The sequence below is a fragment of the Catonella sp. genome, from assembly GCF_057250765.1.
In genome coordinates, this window is sequence record NZ_DBHIEC010000005.1 from 120,678 (window position 1) to 142,816 (window position 22,139).

General features: G+C 37.7%; 26 protein-coding genes and 1 tRNA gene. 19 read left to right on the forward strand and 8 right to left on the reverse strand.

Features of this window, described 5'->3' with window-relative positions; translation table 11 throughout:
* Positions 1–16 precede the first annotated feature (16 nt).
* From ACO6HM_RS04170 to ACO6HM_RS04220, 11 genes are all read left to right on the forward strand, one after another.
* Positions 17–505 carry a hypothetical protein gene (locus ACO6HM_RS04170; protein ID WP_485389910.1) on the forward strand — a complete coding sequence of 163 codons (489 nt, stop codon included), beginning with the start codon at positions 17–19 and terminating at the stop codon, positions 503–505.
* A 246-nt stretch (positions 506–751) separates the two neighbouring features.
* The gene (locus tag ACO6HM_RS04175; RefSeq protein WP_208429759.1) at positions 752–1,108 is read left to right on the forward strand and encodes a YbaB/EbfC family nucleoid-associated protein; all 357 of its coding nucleotides are present in this window, start codon (positions 752–754) and stop codon (positions 1,106–1,108) included.
* The gene (gene recR / locus ACO6HM_RS04180; RefSeq protein ID WP_208429758.1) at positions 1,109–1,708 is read left to right on the forward strand and encodes a recombination mediator RecR; all 600 of its coding nucleotides are present in this window, start codon (positions 1,109–1,111) and stop codon (positions 1,706–1,708) included.
* A gap of 349 nt (positions 1,709–2,057) precedes the next feature.
* Positions 2,058–3,161 carry a hypothetical protein gene (locus ACO6HM_RS04185; RefSeq protein ID WP_485389911.1) on the forward strand — a complete coding sequence of 368 codons (1,104 nt, stop codon included), beginning with the start codon at positions 2,058–2,060 and terminating at the stop codon, positions 3,159–3,161.
* A gap of 13 nt (positions 3,162–3,174) precedes the next feature.
* Positions 3,175–4,539, forward strand: a complete 1,365-nt coding sequence (locus ACO6HM_RS04190) for a DUF5711 family protein (RefSeq protein WP_485389912.1) — start codon at positions 3,175–3,177, stop codon at positions 4,537–4,539.
* Between the two features lie 12 nt (positions 4,540–4,551).
* Positions 4,552–5,331: a CvpA family protein gene (locus ACO6HM_RS04195; RefSeq protein ID WP_485389913.1), complete on the forward strand. Its 780-nt coding sequence runs from the start codon at positions 4,552–4,554 to the stop codon at positions 5,329–5,331.
* Between the two features lie 9 nt (positions 5,332–5,340).
* The gene (gene yfbR / locus ACO6HM_RS04200) at positions 5,341–5,934 is read left to right on the forward strand and encodes a 5'-deoxynucleotidase (protein WP_485389914.1); all 594 of its coding nucleotides are present in this window, start codon (positions 5,341–5,343) and stop codon (positions 5,932–5,934) included.
* A 9-nt stretch (positions 5,935–5,943) separates the two neighbouring features.
* Entirely contained in the window at positions 5,944–6,387 is a 444-nt protein-coding gene (locus ACO6HM_RS04205) for a GNAT family N-acetyltransferase (protein ID WP_485389915.1), read from the forward strand.
* Positions 6,388–6,509: 122 nt separating this feature from the next.
* On the forward strand, positions 6,510–6,890 hold the full coding sequence (locus ACO6HM_RS04210; RefSeq protein ID WP_485389939.1) for a DUF1648 domain-containing protein: 381 nt from the start codon (positions 6,510–6,512) through the stop codon (positions 6,888–6,890).
* A 402-nt stretch (positions 6,891–7,292) separates the two neighbouring features.
* Entirely contained in the window at positions 7,293–8,492 is a 1,200-nt protein-coding gene (locus ACO6HM_RS04215; protein WP_485389916.1) for an ATP-binding protein, read from the forward strand.
* 153 nt (positions 8,493–8,645) lie between these two features.
* Positions 8,646–9,218, forward strand: coding sequence for a hypothetical protein (locus ACO6HM_RS04220; protein WP_485389917.1), 573 nt, complete (start codon positions 8,646–8,648; stop codon positions 9,216–9,218).
* Positions 9,219–9,300: 82 nt separating this feature from the next.
* Here the strand turns inward: ACO6HM_RS04220 and ACO6HM_RS04225 are convergent, their stop codons facing one another.
* Positions 9,301–10,218 (reverse strand): helix-turn-helix domain-containing protein, encoded by a 918-nt coding sequence (locus ACO6HM_RS04225; protein ID WP_485389918.1) that lies wholly within the window; start codon positions 10,216–10,218, stop codon positions 9,301–9,303.
* 280 nt (positions 10,219–10,498) lie between these two features.
* On the opposite strand from ACO6HM_RS04225, the gene ACO6HM_RS04230 reads away from it, so the two are divergent.
* A complete protein-coding gene (locus ACO6HM_RS04230) occupies positions 10,499–11,011 on the forward strand; it encodes a hypothetical protein (RefSeq protein ID WP_485389919.1) in 513 nt (170 codons plus the stop codon).
* A gap of 145 nt (positions 11,012–11,156) precedes the next feature.
* Here ACO6HM_RS04230 and ACO6HM_RS04235 read toward each other — a convergent pair whose 3' ends face one another.
* Together ACO6HM_RS04235 and ACO6HM_RS04240 are read right to left on the reverse strand one after the other, a co-directional pair.
* Entirely contained in the window at positions 11,157–11,558 is a 402-nt protein-coding gene (locus ACO6HM_RS04235; RefSeq protein WP_485389920.1) for a putative toxin-antitoxin system toxin component, PIN family, read from the reverse strand.
* Between the two features lie 9 nt (positions 11,559–11,567).
* The gene (locus tag ACO6HM_RS04240) at positions 11,568–11,825 is read right to left on the reverse strand and encodes an AbrB/MazE/SpoVT family DNA-binding domain-containing protein (RefSeq protein ID WP_208429746.1); all 258 of its coding nucleotides are present in this window, start codon (positions 11,823–11,825) and stop codon (positions 11,568–11,570) included.
* Positions 11,826–12,078: 253 nt separating this feature from the next.
* On the opposite strand from ACO6HM_RS04240, the gene ACO6HM_RS04245 reads away from it, so the two are divergent.
* The 6 genes from ACO6HM_RS04245 to ACO6HM_RS04270 all read left to right on the forward strand — a co-directional run bounded on the left by ACO6HM_RS04245 (position 12,079) and on the right by ACO6HM_RS04270 (position 16,722).
* Positions 12,079–12,594: a hypothetical protein gene (locus ACO6HM_RS04245; protein WP_485389921.1), complete on the forward strand. Its 516-nt coding sequence runs from the start codon at positions 12,079–12,081 to the stop codon at positions 12,592–12,594.
* Positions 12,595–12,884: 290 nt separating this feature from the next.
* Positions 12,885–13,253 carry an HTH domain-containing protein gene (locus ACO6HM_RS04250; protein WP_485389922.1) on the forward strand — a complete coding sequence of 123 codons (369 nt, stop codon included), beginning with the start codon at positions 12,885–12,887 and terminating at the stop codon, positions 13,251–13,253.
* Positions 13,229–13,381 carry a hypothetical protein gene (locus ACO6HM_RS04255; protein WP_485389923.1) on the forward strand — a complete coding sequence of 51 codons (153 nt, stop codon included), beginning with the start codon at positions 13,229–13,231 and terminating at the stop codon, positions 13,379–13,381. Before ACO6HM_RS04250 ends, ACO6HM_RS04255 begins: the two co-directional genes overlap by 25 nt.
* Positions 13,378–13,890: a hypothetical protein gene (locus tag ACO6HM_RS04260; RefSeq protein WP_485389924.1), complete on the forward strand. Its 513-nt coding sequence runs from the start codon at positions 13,378–13,380 to the stop codon at positions 13,888–13,890. The genes ACO6HM_RS04255 and ACO6HM_RS04260 overlap by 4 nt, the downstream gene beginning before the upstream one ends.
* A gap of 208 nt (positions 13,891–14,098) precedes the next feature.
* The gene (locus tag ACO6HM_RS04265) at positions 14,099–14,596 is read left to right on the forward strand and encodes an RNA polymerase sigma factor (RefSeq protein ID WP_485389925.1); all 498 of its coding nucleotides are present in this window, start codon (positions 14,099–14,101) and stop codon (positions 14,594–14,596) included.
* A 17-nt stretch (positions 14,597–14,613) separates the two neighbouring features.
* Positions 14,614–16,722, forward strand: a complete 2,109-nt coding sequence (locus ACO6HM_RS04270) for a beta-propeller domain-containing protein (protein ID WP_485389926.1) — start codon at positions 14,614–14,616, stop codon at positions 16,720–16,722.
* A gap of 158 nt (positions 16,723–16,880) precedes the next feature.
* On the opposite strand, the gene ACO6HM_RS04275 is transcribed toward ACO6HM_RS04270, so the two are convergent.
* The 5 genes from ACO6HM_RS04275 to ACO6HM_RS04295 form a co-directional block, all read right to left on the reverse strand.
* Positions 16,881–16,968, reverse strand: a tRNA-Ser gene (locus ACO6HM_RS04275).
* Between the two features lie 32 nt (positions 16,969–17,000).
* Positions 17,001–18,560: a sensor histidine kinase gene (locus ACO6HM_RS04280; RefSeq protein ID WP_485389927.1), complete on the reverse strand. Its 1,560-nt coding sequence runs from the start codon at positions 18,558–18,560 to the stop codon at positions 17,001–17,003.
* A 21-nt stretch (positions 18,561–18,581) separates the two neighbouring features.
* The gene (hflC, locus tag ACO6HM_RS04285; protein ID WP_485389928.1) at positions 18,582–19,457 is read right to left on the reverse strand and encodes a protease modulator HflC; all 876 of its coding nucleotides are present in this window, start codon (positions 19,455–19,457) and stop codon (positions 18,582–18,584) included.
* Between the two features lie 10 nt (positions 19,458–19,467).
* On the reverse strand, positions 19,468–20,451 hold the full coding sequence (gene hflK / locus ACO6HM_RS04290; protein ID WP_485389929.1) for an FtsH protease activity modulator HflK: 984 nt from the start codon (positions 20,449–20,451) through the stop codon (positions 19,468–19,470).
* 15 nt (positions 20,452–20,466) lie between these two features.
* Positions 20,467–21,171 carry a response regulator transcription factor gene (locus tag ACO6HM_RS04295; RefSeq protein WP_485389930.1) on the reverse strand — a complete coding sequence of 235 codons (705 nt, stop codon included), beginning with the start codon at positions 21,169–21,171 and terminating at the stop codon, positions 20,467–20,469.
* Positions 21,172–21,400: 229 nt separating this feature from the next.
* On the opposite strand from ACO6HM_RS04295, the gene ACO6HM_RS04300 reads away from it, so the two are divergent.
* A complete protein-coding gene (locus ACO6HM_RS04300; RefSeq protein ID WP_485389931.1) occupies positions 21,401–22,042 on the forward strand; it encodes an Ig-like domain-containing protein in 642 nt (213 codons plus the stop codon).
* Positions 22,043–22,139 lie beyond the last annotated feature (97 nt).

The following is a 22,139-nucleotide window of genomic DNA, read 5'->3' on the forward strand; positions in this document are numbered from 1 at the left end:
GGAATAAGGAAAAGTAATGGAAGATAGTGTAATTATAAATAGATTTGATAGCTTTGATGAAATGAAATGGAAATTAGGAGAAAAACCGCTTATTTTTTGCGAAGAAGAACAAAGTAGATATGCTATAATAAGTATAGGTGATTCTTTTGAATTTGGTCTAGCTTATAATGTTTATGGTATAGATTTAATGTTTGAATTTGATGATATAAATAATGTCTGCTATATAGGAGCAGGGCAGAACCTATTGCTGATTGATATAGAAAACAAGGAGATATTATTTAATAAACTGCTATTTTCGCCTATACTGGATGTAATAGACATTGAGAATACTATTTATGTAATCTGTGATTTGGAATTAATTTGTTATAGTGATAAGAAAGAAAAATGGAAACTTGGATTTAGAGAATTGATTACAAATTATAAATTACTCGAAGATGATAGATTATGGCTTGATTGTGAAGGAGACGAATGGATTATAAATCTATCGGATGAAACTGTGGAGTAATATGGTTTTGGAGGTTATAAAGTAAAACCGGCACTAATGTAGACTCTTAATCATGGTATTTAGAATAAGTAAAATCCATACTAATGTGGACTTTACTTTTTCAAATAACACTAGACAATTTACTTCCCCCTGCATTATTGACATATGAGGATTAAATGAGATAAACTATAGTATATGCCTAACTAGGCTTAAAGGGAAATATCTTCCCTTAATAAGAAGAATAGTGATAAGAAAGGAATAAACAAAATGGGAAAAAAAGGTGGATTTCCGGGTGGTGGAATACCGGGAGGAATGGGAAATATAATGAAGCAGGCTCAGCGCATGCAGAGACAGATGGAAGAAAAGCAGAAAGAAATGGAGACTAAGGAGTTCGAGGGAACTGCAGGCGGTGGAGTCGTTACGGTCAGATTAAACGGCAAGAGAGAAGTGCTTGGAGTTACACTTGCAGAGGAAGTTGTCGACCCTGATGATATCGAAACCTTAGAAGACCTTGTTGCGGCAGCAGTAGGAGAAGCTCTCCGCAAGGTTGAGGAGGCAAGCAGTGCTTCTATGGATCAGATTACAGGTGGACTTGGCGGCTTCGGCGGAGGATTTCCTTTCTAAATGGAATACTATGGAAAACAGGTTAATAAGTTAGTTGAAGAACTTGCAAAACTCCCCGGAATAGGGCCAAAGACTGCTGGAAGGCTTGCATTTCATATCATAGGCCTACCCAAAGAAAATGTAGAGGCCTTGGCGGGGGCAATAAGCACAGCCAGAGAAAATGTCTGCTATTGTAAGGAATGCCTTACGCTGTCAGACTCTCCTATCTGCCCTATCTGTGCGGATAAAGAGAGGAACCACAATATGATAATGGTGGTTGAAAATGTAAGGGACTTGGCTGCTTATGAAAAAACAAAAAAATATGACGGAGTTTACCATGTCTTACATGGTGTGATTTCTCCGCTCTTAGGTATAGGTCCTGCTGATATCAAGTTAAAGGAACTTATGGTAAGGCTTCAAAACAATGACGTGGAAGAAGTAATAATCGCTACCGGTTCCAGCCTTGAAGGCGAAACAACTGCTATGTATATAAGTAAATTGATTAAACCTACGGGAATCAAGGTGACTAGGATAGCAAGCGGTGTGCCGGTAGGGGGAGACCTTGAAAATGTAGATGAAGTAACCCTGCTTCGTGCATTTGTCGGCAGAACGGAACTTTAAAAATAGCAGAGCTGCTGTACAAGTACAGCAGCTCTGCATTTAAATGAGAGGGGGAAGATGAAGTATTTCTTTGGGGAAAGTTTTCTTCATCTACAAGACAAAGTATATAGGTTAAATGTGTTTACTTTGTGTTCAAATTATTAAAAAAATAAGAAGTTTAATTAATATATATTCGGAAAAGCCGTAAAAAAGAAAAAAATTCTTAAAAACCTTGTCTTAAAAAGACAGAGGTAGTGCCTTTATACAATTAATCTGATATACTTATGTATGTAAATCACAGCAAGAAGATGTATAACAGGGTGACATATACTTATGGCATCCACATCATATTATTATAAGGAGAAATGGTATGGCTAATAACATTCTTAATGAGGGCAGAGATACTCTGCTAAAAATTTTCGATGAAGTAAAAGACCTTAACCAGAATGAACTTAGGGAAAAAGAATTGGTTGCGGCAGAGGATAGCACAGAAAGGGCGCTTGCCGATAAAGAAAAGGCTATAGCGAGGGAGATAGCTGACACAACCAAGAAAAGACGTGATGAGATAATAAAAACCTTTGATACCGAAGAAGATAAACTAAACAGTCTGCTAAAGAGAACCAATCAAAAGCGTGAAAAATACAGAGACGGTAAGGTGTCAGAGCGAATAAGTGTGGAAACAGCCGAATTTTACGAAGCAAATGAGCAGATTAAGGCAGAGACAAAGAAGCTTTTTAAGCAGAACAAGACTCCCGGATTTTTTAACTCAAGTCTTTACTATACACTGTTTATGCCGGGGAGCCTTGGAGACTTTTTGTGCTGTCTTCTTACCTTTGCAGTTTTCTTTGCAGGAATTCCTGCACTTATCTGGTATTTCCTTCCAAAGCCTGTAACCACGGCGACCATAGGACTTATCTATGTGGCTTGTATACTGGTATTTGGCGGCATATATATGATTATCTTCAGGACGGCAGGGACAAAATACAGAGAAACAATCGCTGCAGGCAACAATGCAAGACGCAAAATAAGAAACAACCTAAAGGTAATTGCCAAAATAAAAAAGAGCATAAGAAAAGATAAGGATGATACCCAGTACGGCCTTGAAGACTACAATGCACAGATTGACGATATAAAGCTTCAGCTTGAAGACCTTGCTGCAAAGAGGGTAGAGGCACTTAAGGTATTTGATGAGAGTACTAAGCAGGCTGTTACCGATGAAATAAAAAATACACATCAGGCTGAGGTAGATGCATATAAGAGCAGGCTTTCAGGTGTTATAACCGATTTGTCGGGAATAAGAGACTATATAAAGCAAAGAAGACTCTACATTGCAGAAAACTATGAAGTATTCTTAGGCAAGGAATATGTAGATGCCGATAAGCTTAAGAACCTTGTTGATATAAGTGAGAAGAATCCTAACGCTACTATAGCGGAGGTAATTGAGCTAAGCAAGCAGCCGGTATCTGAGAATTGAAAGGCAGTGAATAATGTCCGATTATAAAGAGAATGAAAATGATTTAACTAATGACAGGGATTTGAATGAAAACAATATGACTATATTCTTGTCATCTCCTGAGGATGAGGAATATGAGTCTGACGAGCCTTATGAGGAGCAGTCATCATCAGGCAATAAAATAAGGATAGCCATATTAATCTTAATTCTTGTGGCAGTTACAGGCTTTGCCGCAAAGAGTCTGTTCTTTAGTAAAAAATTATATAAGAGCTATGAGGTTTCTGCCCAGTCAGCAAAAACTCTGCCTGAGGATGCGGGTTATGCCACTGATTATGGCAAACTGCTCTCTTACAATAGCGAAGGTATATCCATTTATAATGAAAAAGCTGAGATAGAGTGGAATGCTGCCTTAAATATGACAAATCCAAAGATTACAGTTAATAGCGGTTATGCTGTGGTTGCCGACATTGGCGGAAGAAATATCCTTGTAGTTAATCATAAGTCTGTGCCTGCGGCTCAGGTAAGCCTTACTATGCTTAATGACATACTTCTTGCAGATATATCTGAGCAGGGCGAGATTGCAGTACTTATGCAGGATGAAAAGGGTTATGACATCCAGTTAATCAATCCCTTTGATAAGAATAACAGTCTTAAAGCTGAGATAAAGACCTATTCAAAGGATGATGGATATGCGCTTTCCATTGCTATGTCAAAGGATGGCTCTAAACTGGTAACGGAATATGTAAAAACAGAGAACAATGAAATAAAGTCTACCCTCACCTTTTATAACTTTGACAAGGTAGGTGAGAATTCCAATGCAGATAGAATAGTGGGAGTCTTTCCTTTTGAAGATACCATCTTTCCTAAGCTAAAATTTGCTGACAACAACACAGTCTGTGCGTATGGCGACAACAAGATAGTGTGTTTTGCAGCTAAAAAAGAACCTGAAATCCTTTGGGAGAAGAAGATAGCAGGAAAGATTGAAAGGATAGCAGAGGATAAGAATGGCTTTGCCATTCTGTTAGATGAAAGTGGCCTTCTACAGGCAAATACGGGTGTAGTGGCAAGTGATTCTGCTATAGAAGATGACTACATAGACAGTGATTATCTTACGGGAGAAGCAGATAGCAATAGTAAAATAGTACTGTATTCAATGCATTACAGCGGAGGTAAGGCTTATAGTAGAGAAGTGGATATCAATCCAAAGGGAATGAGCTATAATGACGGTGAGATAGTGCTCTACTCTGATACTAACTGCATAATCTTTGACAATAACGGAAATATAAAATTTAAGAACAAGTTCAATGACGGAATAACAAGCTTTACCCAGGCAGGTGGCAGAACCAGGTATTATGCCATTGTAGGGAAGAAGCTTAAGGTTATGAGACTTAGTGAATAGGATGGAGGATGAATGTCTAATTTTGTACTGATAATGGTGATTGTCATATTTGCCGGCTGCTTTTACTTAGGTAGCAGGAGAGGTCTGGTGAGGACGGTCTTCGGGCTATTCTCCTCTGTAGTTGTTCTCCTTGCAGGCACTGTGATTTCGCCTGTTATAAGCAATCAGCTAAGAAACAATGAGAAGTTTTTTAATGCCATTTCTACAAGGATAGAAAAGTCCCTTGAGAATTATGGTAAGAACGAGGAAAAGAAAGAAATACAGGAAAAGCCTGAAAAAAAGGTTCAGACAAAGAAAAAGGATAAAAGCATAAAAAAAGGTGAGAGTGGTATAAGTATGGATGAAATATATCTTCCTTACAAGATGCTCACCGAGAACAAGGCTGTAGAAGAGATTGTCTCAGATATACTTAAAAACGAACATATAAAGAAGGCAAAGGAAGACATACAAAAAGAGGTCAACCACAGAGTTGCCATCTACCTCACAGGGATAGTGATTAACTCAGGAACTTTTATTGCGGTGTACTTTCTTTTAAGCGTAGGTCTCTTTGTGCTTGGCAGGGTACTTAATATAATAAGCAAGCTCCCTGTCCTAAATGAGCTAAACCGCATGGGCGGAGGAATTGTCGGTATCTTCCAGGGCTTAGTCATAGTATGGCTGATATTTACCCTTATGATGGTATTTATAGACAAGCCTTTCGTTCAGGAGGCAATGGAGCAGATAGAAAATAACTTCTTCTTAAATCTTCTGTACGAATCAAATATAATTGCCAAGTTCATCGGACTTAAGTAGGAGGGGGAAATGAAAGAAGATTATTCCTTTTTTGCTATGATGTCAAGGCTAAAGTATATCAACCGCTGGGCTCTTATGAGAAACTCCAGAGAAGAAAACTTGAGTGAACACTCTCTTGAAGTGGCTATGCTCTCCCATGCCCTTTGTACCATAGGAAACAAGAGGCTTGGCAAGGTGTTAAATGCTGACAGGGCAGCACTCATAGGGCTTTACCACGATGCAACAGAGATAATTACAGGAGATATGCCTACTCCTGTGAAGTATTTTAACAGTGATATAAAGAGCATTTACAAGGAAATTGAGCATACCGCCTGTGAGAAGCTTCTCTCCATCCTGCCTGAGGACTTAAGGGATGAATACGAGGAGATATTGGAGCCATCAGATGAGTATAGCTATGAAGAGGCTCTGGTTAAGGCTGCAGACAAGCTTTCAGCCTATATCAAATGCCTTGATGAAAAACAGGCTGGGAACAACGAGTTCTTACAGGCTGAAAAGGCTACATTCAAGGCTGTTAAGGAGCTTAACTTGGAAGAAGTGGAGATATTCTTAAGAGAATTTATGCCGGCTTATTCAAGGACCTTGGATGAAGCCTGTCTGCTATAGGAGGTTGTTTTGTTAATAAGAGATTTTAGGGCTTGTGACAGGGAAGAAATATTTAAGATGATGAGGGTGTTCTATGATTCTGATGCGGTGCTGCATACAGCCTCAGATGAGGTCCTATACAGGGATATAGATGACTGTCTTTCAGACCTGCCGTATATAGAGGGATATGTAATCGAAGAAAATGGAGAGATTGCAGGCTATTCTATGGTTGCAAAGAGTTACACCACAGAGTATGGCGGCCTCCTCATATTCATAGAGGATTTGTATATCAAAGAGGACTTTAGGGGACTTGGTATAGGCAGCAGCTTCTTTCGCTTCATAGAAGAAAAGTACAAAGGACAGGCTGTGAGATACAAGCTTGAAGTCGAAGAAGAGAATGAAAATGCCATCTCCGTATATGAGAAACGCGGCTATAAAAAACTTGGATATTTTACAATGAGCAAGGAAGTGTAGGTTTCCTTGCTCTAAGTTTTTAAAATCCGTTGATTTTTGAACAGTTTTAATATATGATATGACTATAAACCACTAGAGTAAGGAGGTATTATAGAATGGTTAATCCTGGAAGCCAAATATCAATGTCTGACATAGAAAGGAAGTCAGAAAGTAATAGCAAAATAATCATACATCGGTTAATATGTATCATAACAATTCTTCCTCTGGTAGTCACTGTATGCTTGCTGCCATTCACCAGTAGTAAAGTCCCGTTACATTACGATGTATTAGGAAATATTAATCGATGGGGTAGCAAATATGAACTATTACTATTTCCTATTGTTATAATTGCCTTTGGTTATTTTATACGTACAATGATAAATTTGAGTTATAGATACTTAGGAAAAACAAAAGCTGAGAAAATTTTACTCACTATTATTATCACAATTTCAATTCTAGCGATTATATTAGTAGACTATAATTGTCTTAGATTCTTGTATAAAGTATTTAGCATAGGAAACTGAGATTTATGCCATTTACAAACATATGCAAATAAGAATCCTCTATGATAATAAAGGATGGAAATCTCCAAGAGGGAATTCCATCCTTTTGTTGTATGCCAAGCGGAGCACGTTTCTAACGGGTACAGTCCCGAATCCGGTCGATAGTGGGAAGGATGCGCCGAAGGCAAGGGTGCCTATGTTGACTTCGAATCTGAAGGGAGCCTGATATGAAGAATATAACGCTTGTTATAAGGAGAGCAGAAAGCAATGCATTGGCATACGACATAACTCCCATTAATTTTTATAAAATAGGTACGAAAATGTTATGATATTCAATAAGTTTTTATGGATTTAAAGTAAAAACTATAGATATTTTTTAGTTTTTTCGGTATAATATGAGTAAAGGTGAAGGAGGTAAGCGACATGATTATCCGGTCAAACTATATGAATACGCTAAGAACTTATCGGGATGCTCCAATTGTGAAGATATTAGCAGGAATCAGGCGCTGTGGCAAATCTACAATTCTAGATATGCTGCGGGATGATTTACTTGAAAGTGGGATTGCCTCAGACCATATTATTAGTATGCGTTATACATCTGAGGATTTTGACGATGGTATGACAGACAAAGATATGTATAACGGTATAAAGGTAAAAATGACCGATAAAGGGCGGTACTACCTTTTGCTGGATGAAGTACAGGAAGTTGAAGGTTGGGAAAAAGCGGTCAATAGTCTGCTTGAAAATGCCAACACCGATATTTATGTGACCGGCTCTAATTCAAAGCTTATGGCAGGGGAAATATCCACTTACCTGACGGGGCGCTACATTTCCATTCCGGTTTATACCTTATCCTTTGCTGAGTATTTGGAATTCAAAAAATCAGATTCCCGCTCTCCTAAGGAATTGTTAAACGAATACCTGAGATTAGGCGGTTTCCCCATTGTGGCACTAGGCAGCTTTGACGAACGCTCCTCCTATCAGATTGTAGAGGGCATCTATAACTCTGTTATCACGAACGATATTACAAAACGGCACAACATTACGAACTTTGAGTTATTTAACCGTTGTGTAAAGTATATCGTGGAAAATGTTGGCAAGACCTTTTCTGCAAATACCATTGTTAAGTTTCTAAAAAGCGAGGGGCGTTCCCTGTCGGTGGAGGCGGTATATAACTATCTGAGCTGGTTAGAAAAGGCGTTTGTGGTCTATCGCTGTCAGCGGTATGATTTGCAAGGGAAATCTGTACTGAAGACCCAGGAAAAATTCTATCTGGCAGATGCATCCCTAAAATATTGCATCATGGGATTTAATCCGAAGTCAATCGCAGCTATGTTGGAGAATATAGTATATTTTGAGCTACGTCGTCGAGGTTATGAGGTATATATAGGGAAAAAAGAAACGAAAGAAATTGACTTTGTGGCAGTGCAGCGTGACGAGCGTATCTACGTTCAGGTATGCCGTAAGCTGCCTGAAGAATCTGACCGGGAAATAGCCAATCTACTTGCTATCAAGGATCACTACTCTAAGTATGTTGTGACATTGGACGAATTGGCCACTGGAAATGTAAACGGTGTAAAAATCGTACATTTAGTGGATTTTTTGCTGAGTCAAGACTACTAAATGACAAATATTCACCCCTTTTTCATAATGCAGAATTCAACGCATGATGAGAAAGGACTTATATTACATAAACCTAAGCGTTATGTAAGCCAAAAGAACAAATGATTGGAGGAATATTTGGTTCTTTTTTAGGGAAAGAGGGAGGAAAAGCAATTGTTAATCAAATCAGCAGATAATAAATTAGATATTTTTGAATGTATATATTTTGAGAAAAATGCGGATGATTCTGAGTTTACGCTGTATTTGAATACTCAAAGTACCAGCTTAGTTGACGAATATAAATTATGGTTAGATATTCAAAGGGATATTTTGTTAAGCATTATTCAGGATTATTATGTAATAGTACATTTGGACAAATCAATAGATAAATTAATGTCATTAAATCAGTTAGACAAAAAAATCGACAAACTATATTTTGTCACTCAAAATGAAATAGGAGATTATTTTATTGAAATTCCACCAAATGATATACGACTCTTAACTGAACTAGTAAATGACAGCTTGGTATGGGAATGTGGGAATCTTCTAAAAATCGCTGCATTTAAGGATAGGCCGACACTTCAAAATAAAACTTATAATTTTGAGAAAGCTGAAGTTGTCCTGCACTCATTTGAAGATAACCTAGGTTTTAATATTAAAATTTGTGATATGAAGAATAATGAACTTGTATTTTATAATAGAGTAGAGTATATGCTTAATAAATATCACATTATAGAGGGAGGTTAATATGGCCAATGTAATTAAAGAAATATTTACGAGAAATTTATTACTAAAAATGTAGGTTTAATACGAAAAATGCTGTCACATTCTATTTGAAGGTGACAGCAATTTTTAAGACATTCTTGCAATTATATATTATCCTCTCTTGCAGCTCTGTTTGCCCAAATACTTTGCACAGGGTTAAAGCTGTATTAATAGAATGTTTGTACTCTTCATCACCTAACTTACATTCAGCAAAGGCCTTACCGTAATACAGCACAGCCAAAGTATCGGAAAACATATTTTTTTTGCAGGAATTAATTCCTTTGTAGGTATAGTCAAGAGCTCTGATAAACTCTTCGTTATTTCTGTAAATAGCTGCAAGATTATGACATATTCTCGGGTATATTTCATTATCTTCACCACACAGTTCAAAACAAAACTCCAATATATCTTTATATCTTTCGTACTGTTTCAGTTTATCAAATACCAGGGCTATATCCATAAGTATCCTTATTTCCATTGATGAGAATTCATATTCTCTGTAATTATCCAAGGTGAAGCCGCTTAAAGTCTGTCTTATGGCGCTTGTATAAGCTTCTAATGCTTTTGTATACTCTTTATTTTTATAATACTTGATACCGTAAAGAAATAATCTGAATCGGGTAATAATCATCCTGTAATACTCATTTTCAATCTCATCGCTCATCTCTTCAAGTATTTTTAATTCATTATCAAAATTCAAAGTTTCTTCATTTATTATTTTAAGATCTACACCCCTCTGCATTTTCAATAATATAGAATAGTCATCTATGCGGCTCTCTATGATGGCTGAAACCAAATCAGTCTTGTAGATAACTGACAGAGCCTCAAGTGTTTCTAATTTAGGTATGACTTGCCCCTGCTCGGTTCTTCTTAAGGTTCTTTCATCCACATAAGCCATATCCGCTGCCTGTTTTTGTGTTAGATGAAGTTTTTCTCTTATATTTCTAAGTTTTTCTCCAAATACAGCTAAATTATAGTACAAAATTGCCTATCCTCCTTATATAAACTTGTACAATATATCTAAATCGGACTTTGAAGTCTGTTGATATTTGAACGGTTTTAATATATTATATGATTATAAACCATTGGAGTAAAGGGGTATTAAAAATGACAAGAAGATACAAAATATTATTGTTGCTATCTTTATGTACACTTTGTCTTGCACCTTTTGGCTCGTACTGTATTACTTTATCAGGAAAGGGAGAGATAGAACTACTAAGTATTTTGGCACTGTTGTTTTGATTATTGAAAGGAGGGCAGCTATGAAAATTTCAAAAAAAACTTGGATTCTGCTTTTAGTCATTGCTGCAGGGGTAATTGTCGCCATTTATCTAAGATATTTCCGTAAGGAATATAAGGAATATACCTTTAAGTCGGATGCTAGGGATTTCACCATTAAGCTAAAATACAATACTGACTTCACCTTAGAAGAAGATCAAGGCTGGGAGGGAGGCCCCGATAGAGAATATTCTCCTACTGTAGGTGTAAGGCTATATTATAAGAACGATAATAATGTAATAAGCATTTACAGAAGCATTCCGGAGCTCTTTTTTCCGGAAGATGTAACAGATATAGAGGAGATAACAGCAAATAACGGGATGAAACTTCGTATCGGGAAGCTTGATACCGGGAACAAAATCAGCTATCAGTTTATATACTATGACAACGGTGAGCCTCCCACGGAAGGCGGAGATATTATTTTTAATGATGAAAGTGCTTATGAGAAATATAAGGATGATATCTATAGTATGCTAAAAAGCATTGAGTTTCATTAGATAAAACAACTGCACCAAGGCTATGAAAAAAGCAGGTAAATAACAATCTTCTATGAGAAAACGTAAAAGATGAATGATATATATAACAAGGGTGAAAATCCTATTTGAGAGATTTCCACCCTTTATTATCATGGAAGATTTTTATTTACAGACTCTTTTTCATTGTCTCTTCCATAAACTGAGATGGTGACATTATTTCAGGTTTATGTATATTAATATCAGAGAAATCCTTGTCTCCTGTTATTAGGATATCTATATCTTCAATGATTGCAGTATATAATACAGGATAATCTTTTATGTCTCTGATATAAAACAAATCATTTTCTAACTCGTTTGGAGTATAAACATATTCAAAGCTCATTAACATAAGTAATTTGTTGATGGCTTTTTCTTTTGATGGAAATTTTCTTTTAATTACTTGTTTTAATTCATCTACCACATATGAAGACAAGACAAGCTGATGATGCGTAAATATGTAGTTCATAATTGAGTTCATTTTAGTGTTTGGGAAAAGAAGAGCAGAAAGTAAGACATTGGTATCCAACATAACTCTCATTTACTTTGCCCAACTTTCTTCTCTAAGTTCTTTTATCATCTTCATTATGTCATCATCATCTTTTAGACCCACTCTTTCTGCTTCACCGAAAAATTCTTTTTGAGCTTCGCGTAAAGCATCCATTGAGGAATTGAGCATATATATTCTTCCCGCTTCCTCTACAAATAGGATTTTATCTCCATTTTTAACTCCTAGTTTTTTGCGTATCTCAATTGGAATTGTGACTTGACCTTTCGAAGTAACTTTTGCTAATTCCATATCATTTCTCCTTTACAGTACATCGTATTCCTTACTTTCCTTACCTATATTATAATGAAATTCTGCCAATTTATCAAGCTAAAACTATGCTTACTACATTATTACATTTGAAAATGCGGGAATGAACAAACTTTCTCCTCCTTTCGTATGTCTTTGTGAAATATATCCAAATAGGACTTTAAAGTCTGTTGATATTTGAGCGGTTTTAATATATTATATGATTATAAACCACTAGAGTAAAGGGGTATTAAAAATGACAAGAAGATACAAAATATTAATGCTGCTTATTATTCTTTTAGGATTTACAATAGCAGCTTTTCTATTTATTCCTAAAGAGTTGGATATACCAACAGGCAAGAAAGTGGTATTTGTTGCATTTAGTAAATCATATCTGAAATTTGATGAAGATAATTTAAAGCCTGCTATTGATAGCGAGATTTATGAGCTACCAGAATATTATGAAGAAATGGATGATATCCTAAAAGGAATTAAGCTATATCCAACTATTAAAGGGTTATTTCAGAAAGGCGATTATAGCTTGGTCGGTAATGGTTATGTAGTAACTATTTATATAATTGATGTTTCATCAGGAAATATCAAAGAAGCTCTTACAGAGCTGGCTTTTGGTTCAGAAGGATATGCGGTATATGATAGCAATGGCAAGAGTTATTTGCAAAGCTTTGGATTTGATAAAAAAGAAAAGGCGGATAAACTAAAGCAAGAAATAAAAGAACTGATAAAAGCAAAAGGAATCAAGAAACAATCATAATCTGTATTTTTTGTATGATTGTTTTAAACAAATCATCTACACTAAGGCTATGAAAAAAGTATGTAAATAACAATCTTCTATGATAATAAAGGATGAGAATCTCCTAGATGGGATTTCATCCTTTTAAGTTTTTCTCCAAATAAGAATAGATAAGATAGAGGCATAGGGTAATGTTTGCCAGGTTTCTTAGGCTAGTGAAATATTAGCGTTTATCCTCAAACTAATTTTGCTTAAACATAACTATACCATTTTGGGATGAATAATGGTAGAATATAGGTATATTTGGAAGAATGGATCTAATGGAGAGAAGAGGGAGTGGTCTTAGAAAAATTTTAGAGAGCTACGAGCATGAACATAAATATAAAAAGGAGCTAAAGCCTGAATTTATATCAACACAGAGTTCATTTGTAGTAATTTTAAAAAATTTAAATTATGATTTAGGAAATGAGCCTCAAAAAAATTCAAAACAAGAGAGGTTTGAGAAACTTAAAGAGATTATTGCATATGAGCCTCAAGTCACTATGGCTAAAATCTCAAAAATACTGGGTGTTTCTGAAGCAACCATAAAGCGCGATATTTCTCAGTTGAGAAAAATGGGTGTGATAGAATATGTAGGTAGTTCAAGGATGGGAAAGTGGATTGTAAAACAAAAACAGTAGAGTTTCATGAACTACAAGAAGACTATGAAAGCATATTTAGGGAAGAAAAGGAGTTTATGGGAAGTTTTTACGACTTAATTTACTTCTTAAAAATGGAACAATTGATAAGAGAAGGAGGGCCGTTATGAAAATTTCAAAAAAAATATGGATTCTGCTTTTAGTCATTGCTGTAGGGGTAATTGTCGCCATTTATCTAAGATATTTCCGTAAAGAATATAAGGATTATACCTTTAAGTCGGATGCTAGAGATTTCACCATTAAGCTAAAATACAATACTGACTTCACCTTAGAAGAAGATCAAGGCTGGGAGGGAGGCCCCGATAGAGAATATTCTCCTACTGTAGGTGTAAGGCTATATTATAAGAACGATAATAATGTAATAAGCATTTACAGAAGCATTCCGGAGCTCTTTTTTCCGGAAGATGTAACAGATATAGAGGAGATAACAGCAAATAACGGGATGAAACTTCGTATCGGGAAGCTTGATACCGGGAACAAAATCAGCTATCAGTTTATATACTATGACAACGGTGAGCCTCCCACGGAAGGCGGAGATATTATTTTTAATGATGAAAGTGCTTATGAGAAATATAAGGATGATATCTATAGTATGCTAAAAAGCGTTGAGTTTCATTAGATAAAACAACTGCACCAAGGCTATGAAAAAAGTATGTAAATAACAATATTCTATGATAATAAAGGATGAAAATCTCTTAGATGGGGTTTTCATCCTTTTGCTTAATGGCTATTTTAAAAAATTTATTTCCCTTGCAACATTTCCACAAAAAACATACACTTATTAAGTGAAACTAGTTTATTGCCGATTGGCGGATAGAGGTTAACCGATGATTAGAGATGCTGAGGTATTTACGAGGCTGTATTCTGAGGTGGCAAAGGACCTGTACAGACTTGCCCTGTATTTCCTAAAGAATAAAGAAGATGCAGAAGATATAGTGAGCGAGGCCGTACTAGATGCCTACCGACAGATAGAAAGCCTTAGAGATGACAGCCTGTTTAGGAACTGGATAGTAAAAATCCTAACCAATAAATGCAGGATGAAGCTTAAGGAATATGCTCTCTCACAGGAGGAGGTCAGTAATAATGTAACTGAGCTTTCGGATGAGAGGACAAAGAGAGACGCTTATAATGCAGAGTTTAACAGCCTTGAGCTAAAAGAAATGCTTATGGAACTTGAAAATGAAGAGAGATTCATCATCTGCCTGTCGGTATTTGAGGGGTACAAGGGGGATGAGATAGCTAGGATACTAGGGCTAAATCCTGCTACGGTCAGGTCAAAAAAGCAAAGAGCACTAGCGAAGCTTAAAGCGGTAATAAAAGAGTAAGGAGGCATGAAACCGATATGGATAGAGAAGATGAAATCCTTGACATGCTTAAAGGTTTGGCAGATGAAGACATTGAAATACCGGATTCTTTGCAGCCTGAGAGAATAAAAGAGAAACTTCTTAAAGAAGATGCAAGCAGGGAAATAAAAAGGAGGAAAACTATGAAACATTGGATGGTTGGCTCTATGGCAGCAGTAGGCGCAGTTGCAGCAGCCTTTGCTGTTATGATAAATACAGGATTTATAAACCCTTCAGATATGGCAGGTACAGTTCTTAACGGGCTTCCAAATGTGGTGGCAGGCAAGCAGGCAAAGGCTAAAAAAGCGAAAAAAGCTACTAAGCCTGTAGAAGGAATCAAGCAGTTTAAGAGCTATAAGGAGATGTATACATTTATGGCAAAGGCTGCAAAAACAAGAAATACCTATGACTACTTATTAGATAGCAAAAAATCATTTACTACAGCCGAAGCTACAGATGCGGCACCTCAGGCGAAAGAAGAGAGCGGTGCAGAGAATGAGGCTTCCAAAACAGAAAATGATTACTCAAAAACAAACACCAGAACCGAGGGTGTGGACGAGGCTGACATAGTAAAGACAGACGGTAAGTACATCTACGTGCTTAAGAATGACAATGACGGAGCGTCCGAGGTCAGGATAATAAAGACGGATAAAGGCAGGATGAATGCCATAACTTCAAGGATTTCACTTGATAGGGAAAAGAGAGGAACAGGCTACTACTACAACGATATGATGGTTGATGGGACTACACTTGTAGTCTTCGCGGACACATATATGGTAGAGTCACGAGCCGGCCGCCTATATGGATATGGGTCGAATGTCAACACTGCGGAAGTCCTATTTTATGACATTACCAATCCTGAAAAACCTGAATTTAAGACAAAGCATATACAAGAGGGAACCATAGGAAATGCAAGGATGAAGGACGGTATCATCTATACATTTTCACATACCTATAACTTTAACTATTATTACCCTATGGATGGCAATGAAAAGGTTGACTACAGTAAGCTGGTTCCGAAGGTAGATGGTAAAAAACTTGATATAGGAAGAATCTATGTGCCCGAGTATTCGGACGGAGAAAGTTATACAGTTGTAACTTCAGTTGATGTCAAGAATCCTGAGAAGATAATTGATAAAAAGATGATAATGGATTCAGGCTATGATATCTATGTGAGCGGTGAGAATATTTACTTTTGGAATACAGATTATTTTATGGCAGGAGAGAAAACCATGCTTACAAAATATTCATACAAAAAAGGTATAATTACTCCTCAGGCAAGTACTTCAATAATGGGAACCTTTAATAATGATTATTCACTTGATGAGTACAATGGAAATCTTAGAGTAGTGGTCACAAAGGGCAATGAGTGGGGAAGGATTATACCTTTTGCAGATGAGGGGGATGCAGAAGATACAACAGAAAATGCACTTTATATCTTGGATAAGGACTTAAAGGTAAAGGGAAAAATTGAAGGACTTGCAAAGGGTGAACATATCAAGTCGGCAAGATTTATGGGAGATATGGCTTACGTTGTAACATTTAGACAGACGGATCCGTTATTTAGTGTAGATGTAAGCAATCCTGAAAAGCCTAAGGTGATTGGCTATCTCAAGATACCGGGATTTTCGGAGTATCTCCATCCATTTGGAAATGGACTCCTCTTTGGACTTGGACAGGATGCAGATGAGAAAGAGGGAGGTACAAGGGGACTTAAACTTTCTATGTTTGACATTTCAAATCCTTATGATGTAAGAGAAATTGCTAAAACTATTTACAGTGAAGATAAGTATTCATCATCCGATGCTGAATATGATAGAAGAGCAATAACCATTGATGCAGGAAAGAATCTTGTAGGTTTTGAGGTTTCGTTCTATGATGAAAGCAAAGGAAAAAGCTTTGAGAAGTATGTGGTATATGGCTTTGACAGGGAAAAAGGCTTCTATGAAAAGTTTAGCGTGGACAATCTTGAGGGAGAGAACTACTTCAGAAGTGATTGCAGAGGCCTCTATATAGGAGACTACTTCTACATAGTGCCTGCCAATGCGGGTAAGGTATATTCATTTGACCTAAAGACCGGCCAGGCTGTGGAGAAGATTGAGTATTAATAAGGGAAGATGTTCTGTAGTTTATTTTGAATTCGAGATATTTTAGAAGCAGTGCATATTTCACTATTTTAGAAGTGGAATATGCACTGCTTTTCCTGCTTGTTAGAAATCCCTATGGCATAATAAAAGCCCCACCACAATGGCGAGGCAGATAAGAACGGAGTGGGTGGGATTCGAACCCACGAGCCTCGTTAGAGACTACCTGATTTCGAGTCAGGGCCGTTATAACCACTTCGATACCACTCCGTAACGAATCTATTTTACTAGCAAATTATCAATTATTCAAGTGTCAATTCATTAAATTCGAATTTAAACTTAGTTCCCTCACCCTTTTTGCTTTCCACCTCAATAGAGCCGTCATGCTTTAGGGCTATCTGCCTTGCTATGGCAAGACCAAGACCTGAGCCTTTAGCATTTTGCCTAAGCTTAGACTTGTAGAATTTCTCAAAGATATGAGGAAGTTCAGACTCGGATATACCCACACCGTTGTCCCTGATGCTTACAAAGAGCTTGTAACCGGAATTGATATAGGTATCACCCGCAAGGGTAGTTCTAAAACTAGAGTCTATTCCGCTTGCACGGTACTTTTTGATATTAATATCGATATCTCCGTTGTCATTTGAGAACTTAATGGCATTATCCACTATGACCATGAACATCTGGCGTATCCTGTCGTAATCCCCGTACATAAGCAGGATTTCGTCTGAAGTCGTAAAATTGATTTTGACATTTTTCTCTCTTGCAAGAGCCGAGCCTCCACGCAGTATGTCGGAGAATACCTGTACAAGGTTTATAGGCTCTTTTTCAAGGACAAAGTCGGGGTTTTGCATCTTTGAGAGCACAAGGAGGTCACCCACCAGTCTTTCCATGGACTTACATTCAGTAAGCATCTTGTCGTAGTACTCAGCCTTAGTAGCCTCATCCTCGATAATGCCGTCAAGCAAGGTCTCTGAGTACGCGCGGACAACAGTTATAGGGGTACGGAGCTCGTGAGATACATTGGCAAAGAAATCAAGTCTCATTTGCTCCAGGTTCTTTCTTTCGTTGTCGGCCTCTTTAAGCCTGTCAGAGAGAGAATCTATGGCTGCGGCAAGCTCACCTAGTTCGCCACCCTCTGTTATATTGGTATGTGCCTCATAGTCCTCATCAGCAAGCCTTAAGGCGGTCTTTCTCATTATAGAGATTGGGTGCGAGAGCTTTCTTGCCAGGAAAACCGCAAAGATAAGGGAGAACAGTAGGGCTATAAGTGTACTTATGATAATGATAGTAAAACTTCTGTTTATTACTATATTTTGGGACTCAGATATCTGATTCACAAATACAGCACCCATGATTTTATTTGATTTCGTACTGATTATAGGCACGGAAGTAAATATATAGTTAGCCCCATAGGTGTCGGAATGTATGTCTATCGCATCAGATTTACCTGCAAATGCAGAGTCAAACAGAGGGGCAATCTCGGGCTGATTTTCCCTGGTCACATCTATGTTGGTGTATTTCTTAGGCATGGGTGACTTAGGATTGGCAATTATCCATATATCAGTGGTTTCCAATTCCTCAAGTACCTCAAGGAAAGACGGATAGGTAATATAATCCTCATCATCCACAAAGACACTTACTCTCTTTGCTATCGACTCTGCCTGCTTGATGAGGAGGTCTTTATTAGCCTCGATGGCAGACCTTGAGTAGAGCTGGACAAAGATTAAGCCAGTAAGTATGGCAAAAGCCACCACGACCATGGCATAATTTCTAAACATTATAAAGAAAAGACTATGAATTATCTGCTTCAAAGTCCTTTTCTTTACCATGGCGGGTTTAATTGTAGAATCATTTTTCATTAAACTACCACCTGTATTTATTTACTCGATTTTACCGTAAAGTATCTTGGCAAGTTCGCTGTCTCTGCCAAGCATGAGCTTTTTCTCTCCCTTACCGCTAAGTGATACCTTCAAGGCATCGAGGCTTCTGATGTAGTTATAAAAGTCTGCCTTGTCCTTGTCGTTATAGGCCTGCTGCAAGGTCTCCATGTACTTTGCCTCGCCCTCAGCCTTTAACTTTGCAGACTTCTTCTCAGCCTGAGCCTTAAGTATGGCTACCTGCTTGTCGGTTTCATTCTGTATCTTTTTAGCCTTGCTCTCGCCCTCAGCAGTGTAGGAGGCGGCTATGTTATTTCTTTCGGATATCATACGCTCATACACAGCCTGTTTGTTGTCATCAGGCAGGTCAAGGGATTTAAGCTGAGCCTGAACTATCTCTATGCCGTACTTTTGTATGTCAGGATTGGCATCAGCGGTAATGGTCTGGGTGAGTTTCTCGCCTCTTGCCTCTATGATTTCATCCTGTGTCATCGAGGAAATTACCGACTTTACGGAATTGTATACGGTAATCCCGGTCCTGTCCTTTGCATTGTTGACATTTGCATTCAAGGTCTGATAATAGACAGTAGGATCGCTTACCCTCCAAAGTATGTACATATCAGCTATCATTGACTTCTTATCAGAGGTCATTACATCGCTTGGGCGGATGTCATAAAGCTGTATTGACTTAGGCACCTTTCTTACATTCTGCATAAAAGGAATCTTAAAATAAAGTCCCGCATGGTCATCTATGGCAACAATCTTATTAAACTGCAGCTTTATGCCGTACTCATTTTCCTTAAGTGAATATGTGGAATTAAAGCCTAAGAAAAGGGCGATTAATACCACTATAAAAAGTAAAAATCTTTTGTTCTTCATAAGCTCCTCCCTAATTATTGAACTTGTCTACCGGGTAGATTGATTGAGTCTTTCCGTCTGTTATGATTACATCCAGATTCGGAAGGACTTCTTCAAGAGCCTCATAGAACATACGCTTCTTGGTTATGAGAGGATACTTCTTGTACTCCTTATAGGTATCGCTAAATCTTGCTACCTGTCCCTCTGCCTCTGCAATACGGTTTTCCTTATAAGCCTCAGCTTCTTTTATTATCTTATCCGCATCAGCATTGGCTGACGGAAGCTTCTCGCTCTGATATTTATTTGCGTTATTTATAGCCGTTTCTGCACCCTGCTTCGCGGTCTCAACTGCCTTAAATGCCTGTACTACCTCGGCTGTAGGAGGCTCTGCATCCTGTATGGATATATTTACCACCTCTATACCCAGGTTAACCTTCTGCATCTCTGCAATCAGCCTGTCTTTAACTTCGGCCTGTATCTTGCTCTTGGCTGTTGTCATCACCTCATCAACAAGATACTTGGATATGGTTGAACGGATAGATGCCTTGGTGAGATTCCTTAAGGTATCAAGCGGTTCATCAGTATTAAACAAGTACACCTCCGGATTTACCACCTTGTATTCAAGATAAAAATCTATGTTTACAAAGTTAAAATCCTTGGTAATCATCATACTATCGCCGTAGTCTGACAAATCCTCATTAGGATCATTGGTGCCTGACTCTTCATAGCCTATAGGCATACCCTGAGTAGTCGTATTTACCCTTGTGCTTTCCTGAATAAAAGGAAGCTTAAAATGAAGCCCGGCACCTTCAACTCCGACTACCTTGCCAAACTGCGTGATTACAGCCTGTTCCTGCTCTGACACAGAATATATGCTAGAAAATACTGTAAAAGCAATCATCACACCAAGTACAACAAAGCCGATTAGCTTCCTACCTGCATTGAAGTTTTTCTCAAAGCGCTCGTCTATTATTTTATCTTCATTGCCTTTATCGTTATGTTTCTTAAACACCATTTATGCGCCCTCCTGTTAACCGTTGGACTCAATATCAAACTTATAGCCCACACCCCAGATGGTCTTTATGCACCAGTTTGGATGCTCGACTTCATCAAGCTTTGCCCTGAGTCTCTTGATATGTGAGTCAACAGTCCTACTGTCGCCAAAGTAGTCAAAGCCCCAGAGGCTGTCTAAGAGATTGTCCCTTGTAAATACCTTGTTTGGATTCTCAGCAAGGGTCCACATGGTCTCGATTTCCTTCTTGGTAAGGGAGAGCTTTTTGCCTCCAATGCTCAGAGAATACTCGTCAAGGTTAATCTCAAGGTTATCAATCTTTATATAATTCTCACTGGTTACATTGGCTGAGGCCTCAGGGGTAACCATTCTTCTGAGTACAGCCCTAAGCCTTGCCATAACCTCGCTAGGACTAAATGGCTTAACTATATAGTCATCAGCGCCTATATCCAGTCCCATTATTTTCTCAAAGCCCTCTCCTCTGGCTGTAACAAGGATGATAGGTACATTTGATTTTTCACGAATCTTACGGCAGACCTCATAGCCGTCAATCTTAGGCATCATTACGTCAAGAAGTACGGCTGAAGGGTTGGTTTCGTCAAACAGCCTTAGAGCCTCTTCTCCGTCTGCTGCAATGACAGGATTATATCCCTCCTTGGTTGTGTAGGCAGCAAGCACCTGTGTGATATCAGCATTGTCATCTGCAATCAATATATTATGCATAGTCTATGCACTCCTTTCGGTTGTTTTTAATGTTATGCTGTATTATATCGGTATTTTACACCTTATGACACTGGATTGCCATCGATTTTATGTGCATATTATTAATTATAGTGCTTTTTGGTCATAGTTGCAAGTTAAACAGAGGTTACAAAAATATATATAAAATGACACGATTATGACAAAATCTGATTGTATTATGTTAATGTCATAGGACAGACGGAGGTTATAGATGAAAAATCTTATTAAAAAAGTAGCTCTGTCAGTCGTGGTTATGCTATGTTTGATTTTGTCCCTTAGCAATGACAGAATAAAACTGTATGCCGGGGAGGTACTGACAAAGGAGAACGTTGTAGAACCAAAGCTTAATGTTACAGAGGTTTCTCTTGTAACAGAGAGCCAGTTCAATTTGAAAGTCTACAATTTGACAGAGAATCAGAAGGCGTATTTTAAGTCAAGTGATGACAGCATTGTGAGTGTTTCAAAGTCGGGTAAACTTTCTGCACTTAAAGTGGGAGAGGCCACAGTTACTGTTACCCTTAAGGATAAGACAGCTAAAGAAGACACCGTATTTAAGTGTAATGTATATGTAGGTCCCCCTGCTATAAGTATAAGACTTACCTTAAGTGAAGTTACACTTGAGGTTGGCAAAAGAAAGACGCTGCAGGCTATACTTAAGCCAAATACTACGGCGGAAACCGGGATATTCACAAGTCTTGACCCTGATATCGCTGCAGTAAGTGCAAGCGGTAAGATACTTGCTAAAAAGGTAGGCAAGACTCACATCGTTTCAAAAATTGCTAACGGCAAATATGATATCTGTACCATCAATGTAGTAGAAGCTACTGACAAAGCTACTGAAAAGAGTGAATAAGCAAAAAGAAGTCCCTTTTAGGGGCTTCTTTTTTATGCTTACACTATTCAAAATGCACAAAATAATAAGCATAAAATCTAACACAATCCACAAAATA

Bases quoted from the DNA above. Each gene is read 5' to 3' on its own strand.
- ACO6HM_RS04245 (WP_485389921.1), top strand. From the start codon at position 12,079: ATGACAAGAAGATACAAAATATTAATGCTGCTTATTATTCTTTTAGGA.
- ACO6HM_RS04295 (WP_485389930.1), bottom strand. From the start codon at position 21,171: ATGCATAATATATTGATTGCAGATGACAATGCTGATATCACACAGGTG.
- ACO6HM_RS04235 (WP_485389920.1), bottom strand. From the start codon at position 11,558: ATGTTGGATACCAATGTCTTACTTTCTGCTCTTCTTTTCCCAAACACT.
- ACO6HM_RS04175 (WP_208429759.1), top strand. From the start codon at position 752: ATGGGAAAAAAAGGTGGATTTCCGGGTGGTGGAATACCGGGAGGAATG.
- yfbR (WP_485389914.1), top strand. From the start codon at position 5,341: ATGAAAGAAGATTATTCCTTTTTTGCTATGATGTCAAGGCTAAAGTAT.
- ACO6HM_RS04215 (WP_485389916.1), top strand. From the start codon at position 7,293: ATGATTATCCGGTCAAACTATATGAATACGCTAAGAACTTATCGGGAT.
- ACO6HM_RS04190 (WP_485389912.1), top strand. From the start codon at position 3,175: ATGTCCGATTATAAAGAGAATGAAAATGATTTAACTAATGACAGGGAT.
- ACO6HM_RS04250 (WP_485389922.1), top strand. From the start codon at position 12,885: ATGGATCTAATGGAGAGAAGAGGGAGTGGTCTTAGAAAAATTTTAGAG.
- hflC (WP_485389928.1), bottom strand. From the start codon at position 19,457: ATGAAGAACAAAAGATTTTTACTTTTTATAGTGGTATTAATCGCCCTT.
- ACO6HM_RS04185 (WP_485389911.1), top strand. From the start codon at position 2,058: ATGGCTAATAACATTCTTAATGAGGGCAGAGATACTCTGCTAAAAATT.
- ACO6HM_RS04230 (WP_485389919.1), top strand. From the start codon at position 10,499: ATGAAAATTTCAAAAAAAACTTGGATTCTGCTTTTAGTCATTGCTGCA.
- ACO6HM_RS04170 (WP_485389910.1), top strand. From the start codon at position 17: ATGGAAGATAGTGTAATTATAAATAGATTTGATAGCTTTGATGAAATG.
- ACO6HM_RS04210 (WP_485389939.1), top strand. From the start codon at position 6,510: ATGTCTGACATAGAAAGGAAGTCAGAAAGTAATAGCAAAATAATCATA.
- ACO6HM_RS04195 (WP_485389913.1), top strand. From the start codon at position 4,552: ATGTCTAATTTTGTACTGATAATGGTGATTGTCATATTTGCCGGCTGC.
- ACO6HM_RS04270 (WP_485389926.1), top strand. From the start codon at position 14,614: ATGGATAGAGAAGATGAAATCCTTGACATGCTTAAAGGTTTGGCAGAT.
- hflK (WP_485389929.1), bottom strand. From the start codon at position 20,451: ATGGTGTTTAAGAAACATAACGATAAAGGCAATGAAGATAAAATAATA.
- ACO6HM_RS04260 (WP_485389924.1), top strand. From the start codon at position 13,378: ATGAAAATTTCAAAAAAAATATGGATTCTGCTTTTAGTCATTGCTGTA.
- ACO6HM_RS04300 (WP_485389931.1), top strand. From the start codon at position 21,401: ATGAAAAATCTTATTAAAAAAGTAGCTCTGTCAGTCGTGGTTATGCTA.
- ACO6HM_RS04265 (WP_485389925.1), top strand. From the start codon at position 14,099: ATGATTAGAGATGCTGAGGTATTTACGAGGCTGTATTCTGAGGTGGCA.
- recR (WP_208429758.1), top strand. From the start codon at position 1,109: ATGGAATACTATGGAAAACAGGTTAATAAGTTAGTTGAAGAACTTGCA.
- ACO6HM_RS04280 (WP_485389927.1), bottom strand. From the start codon at position 18,560: ATGAAAAATGATTCTACAATTAAACCCGCCATGGTAAAGAAAAGGACT.
- ACO6HM_RS04240 (WP_208429746.1), bottom strand. From the start codon at position 11,825: ATGGAATTAGCAAAAGTTACTTCGAAAGGTCAAGTCACAATTCCAATT.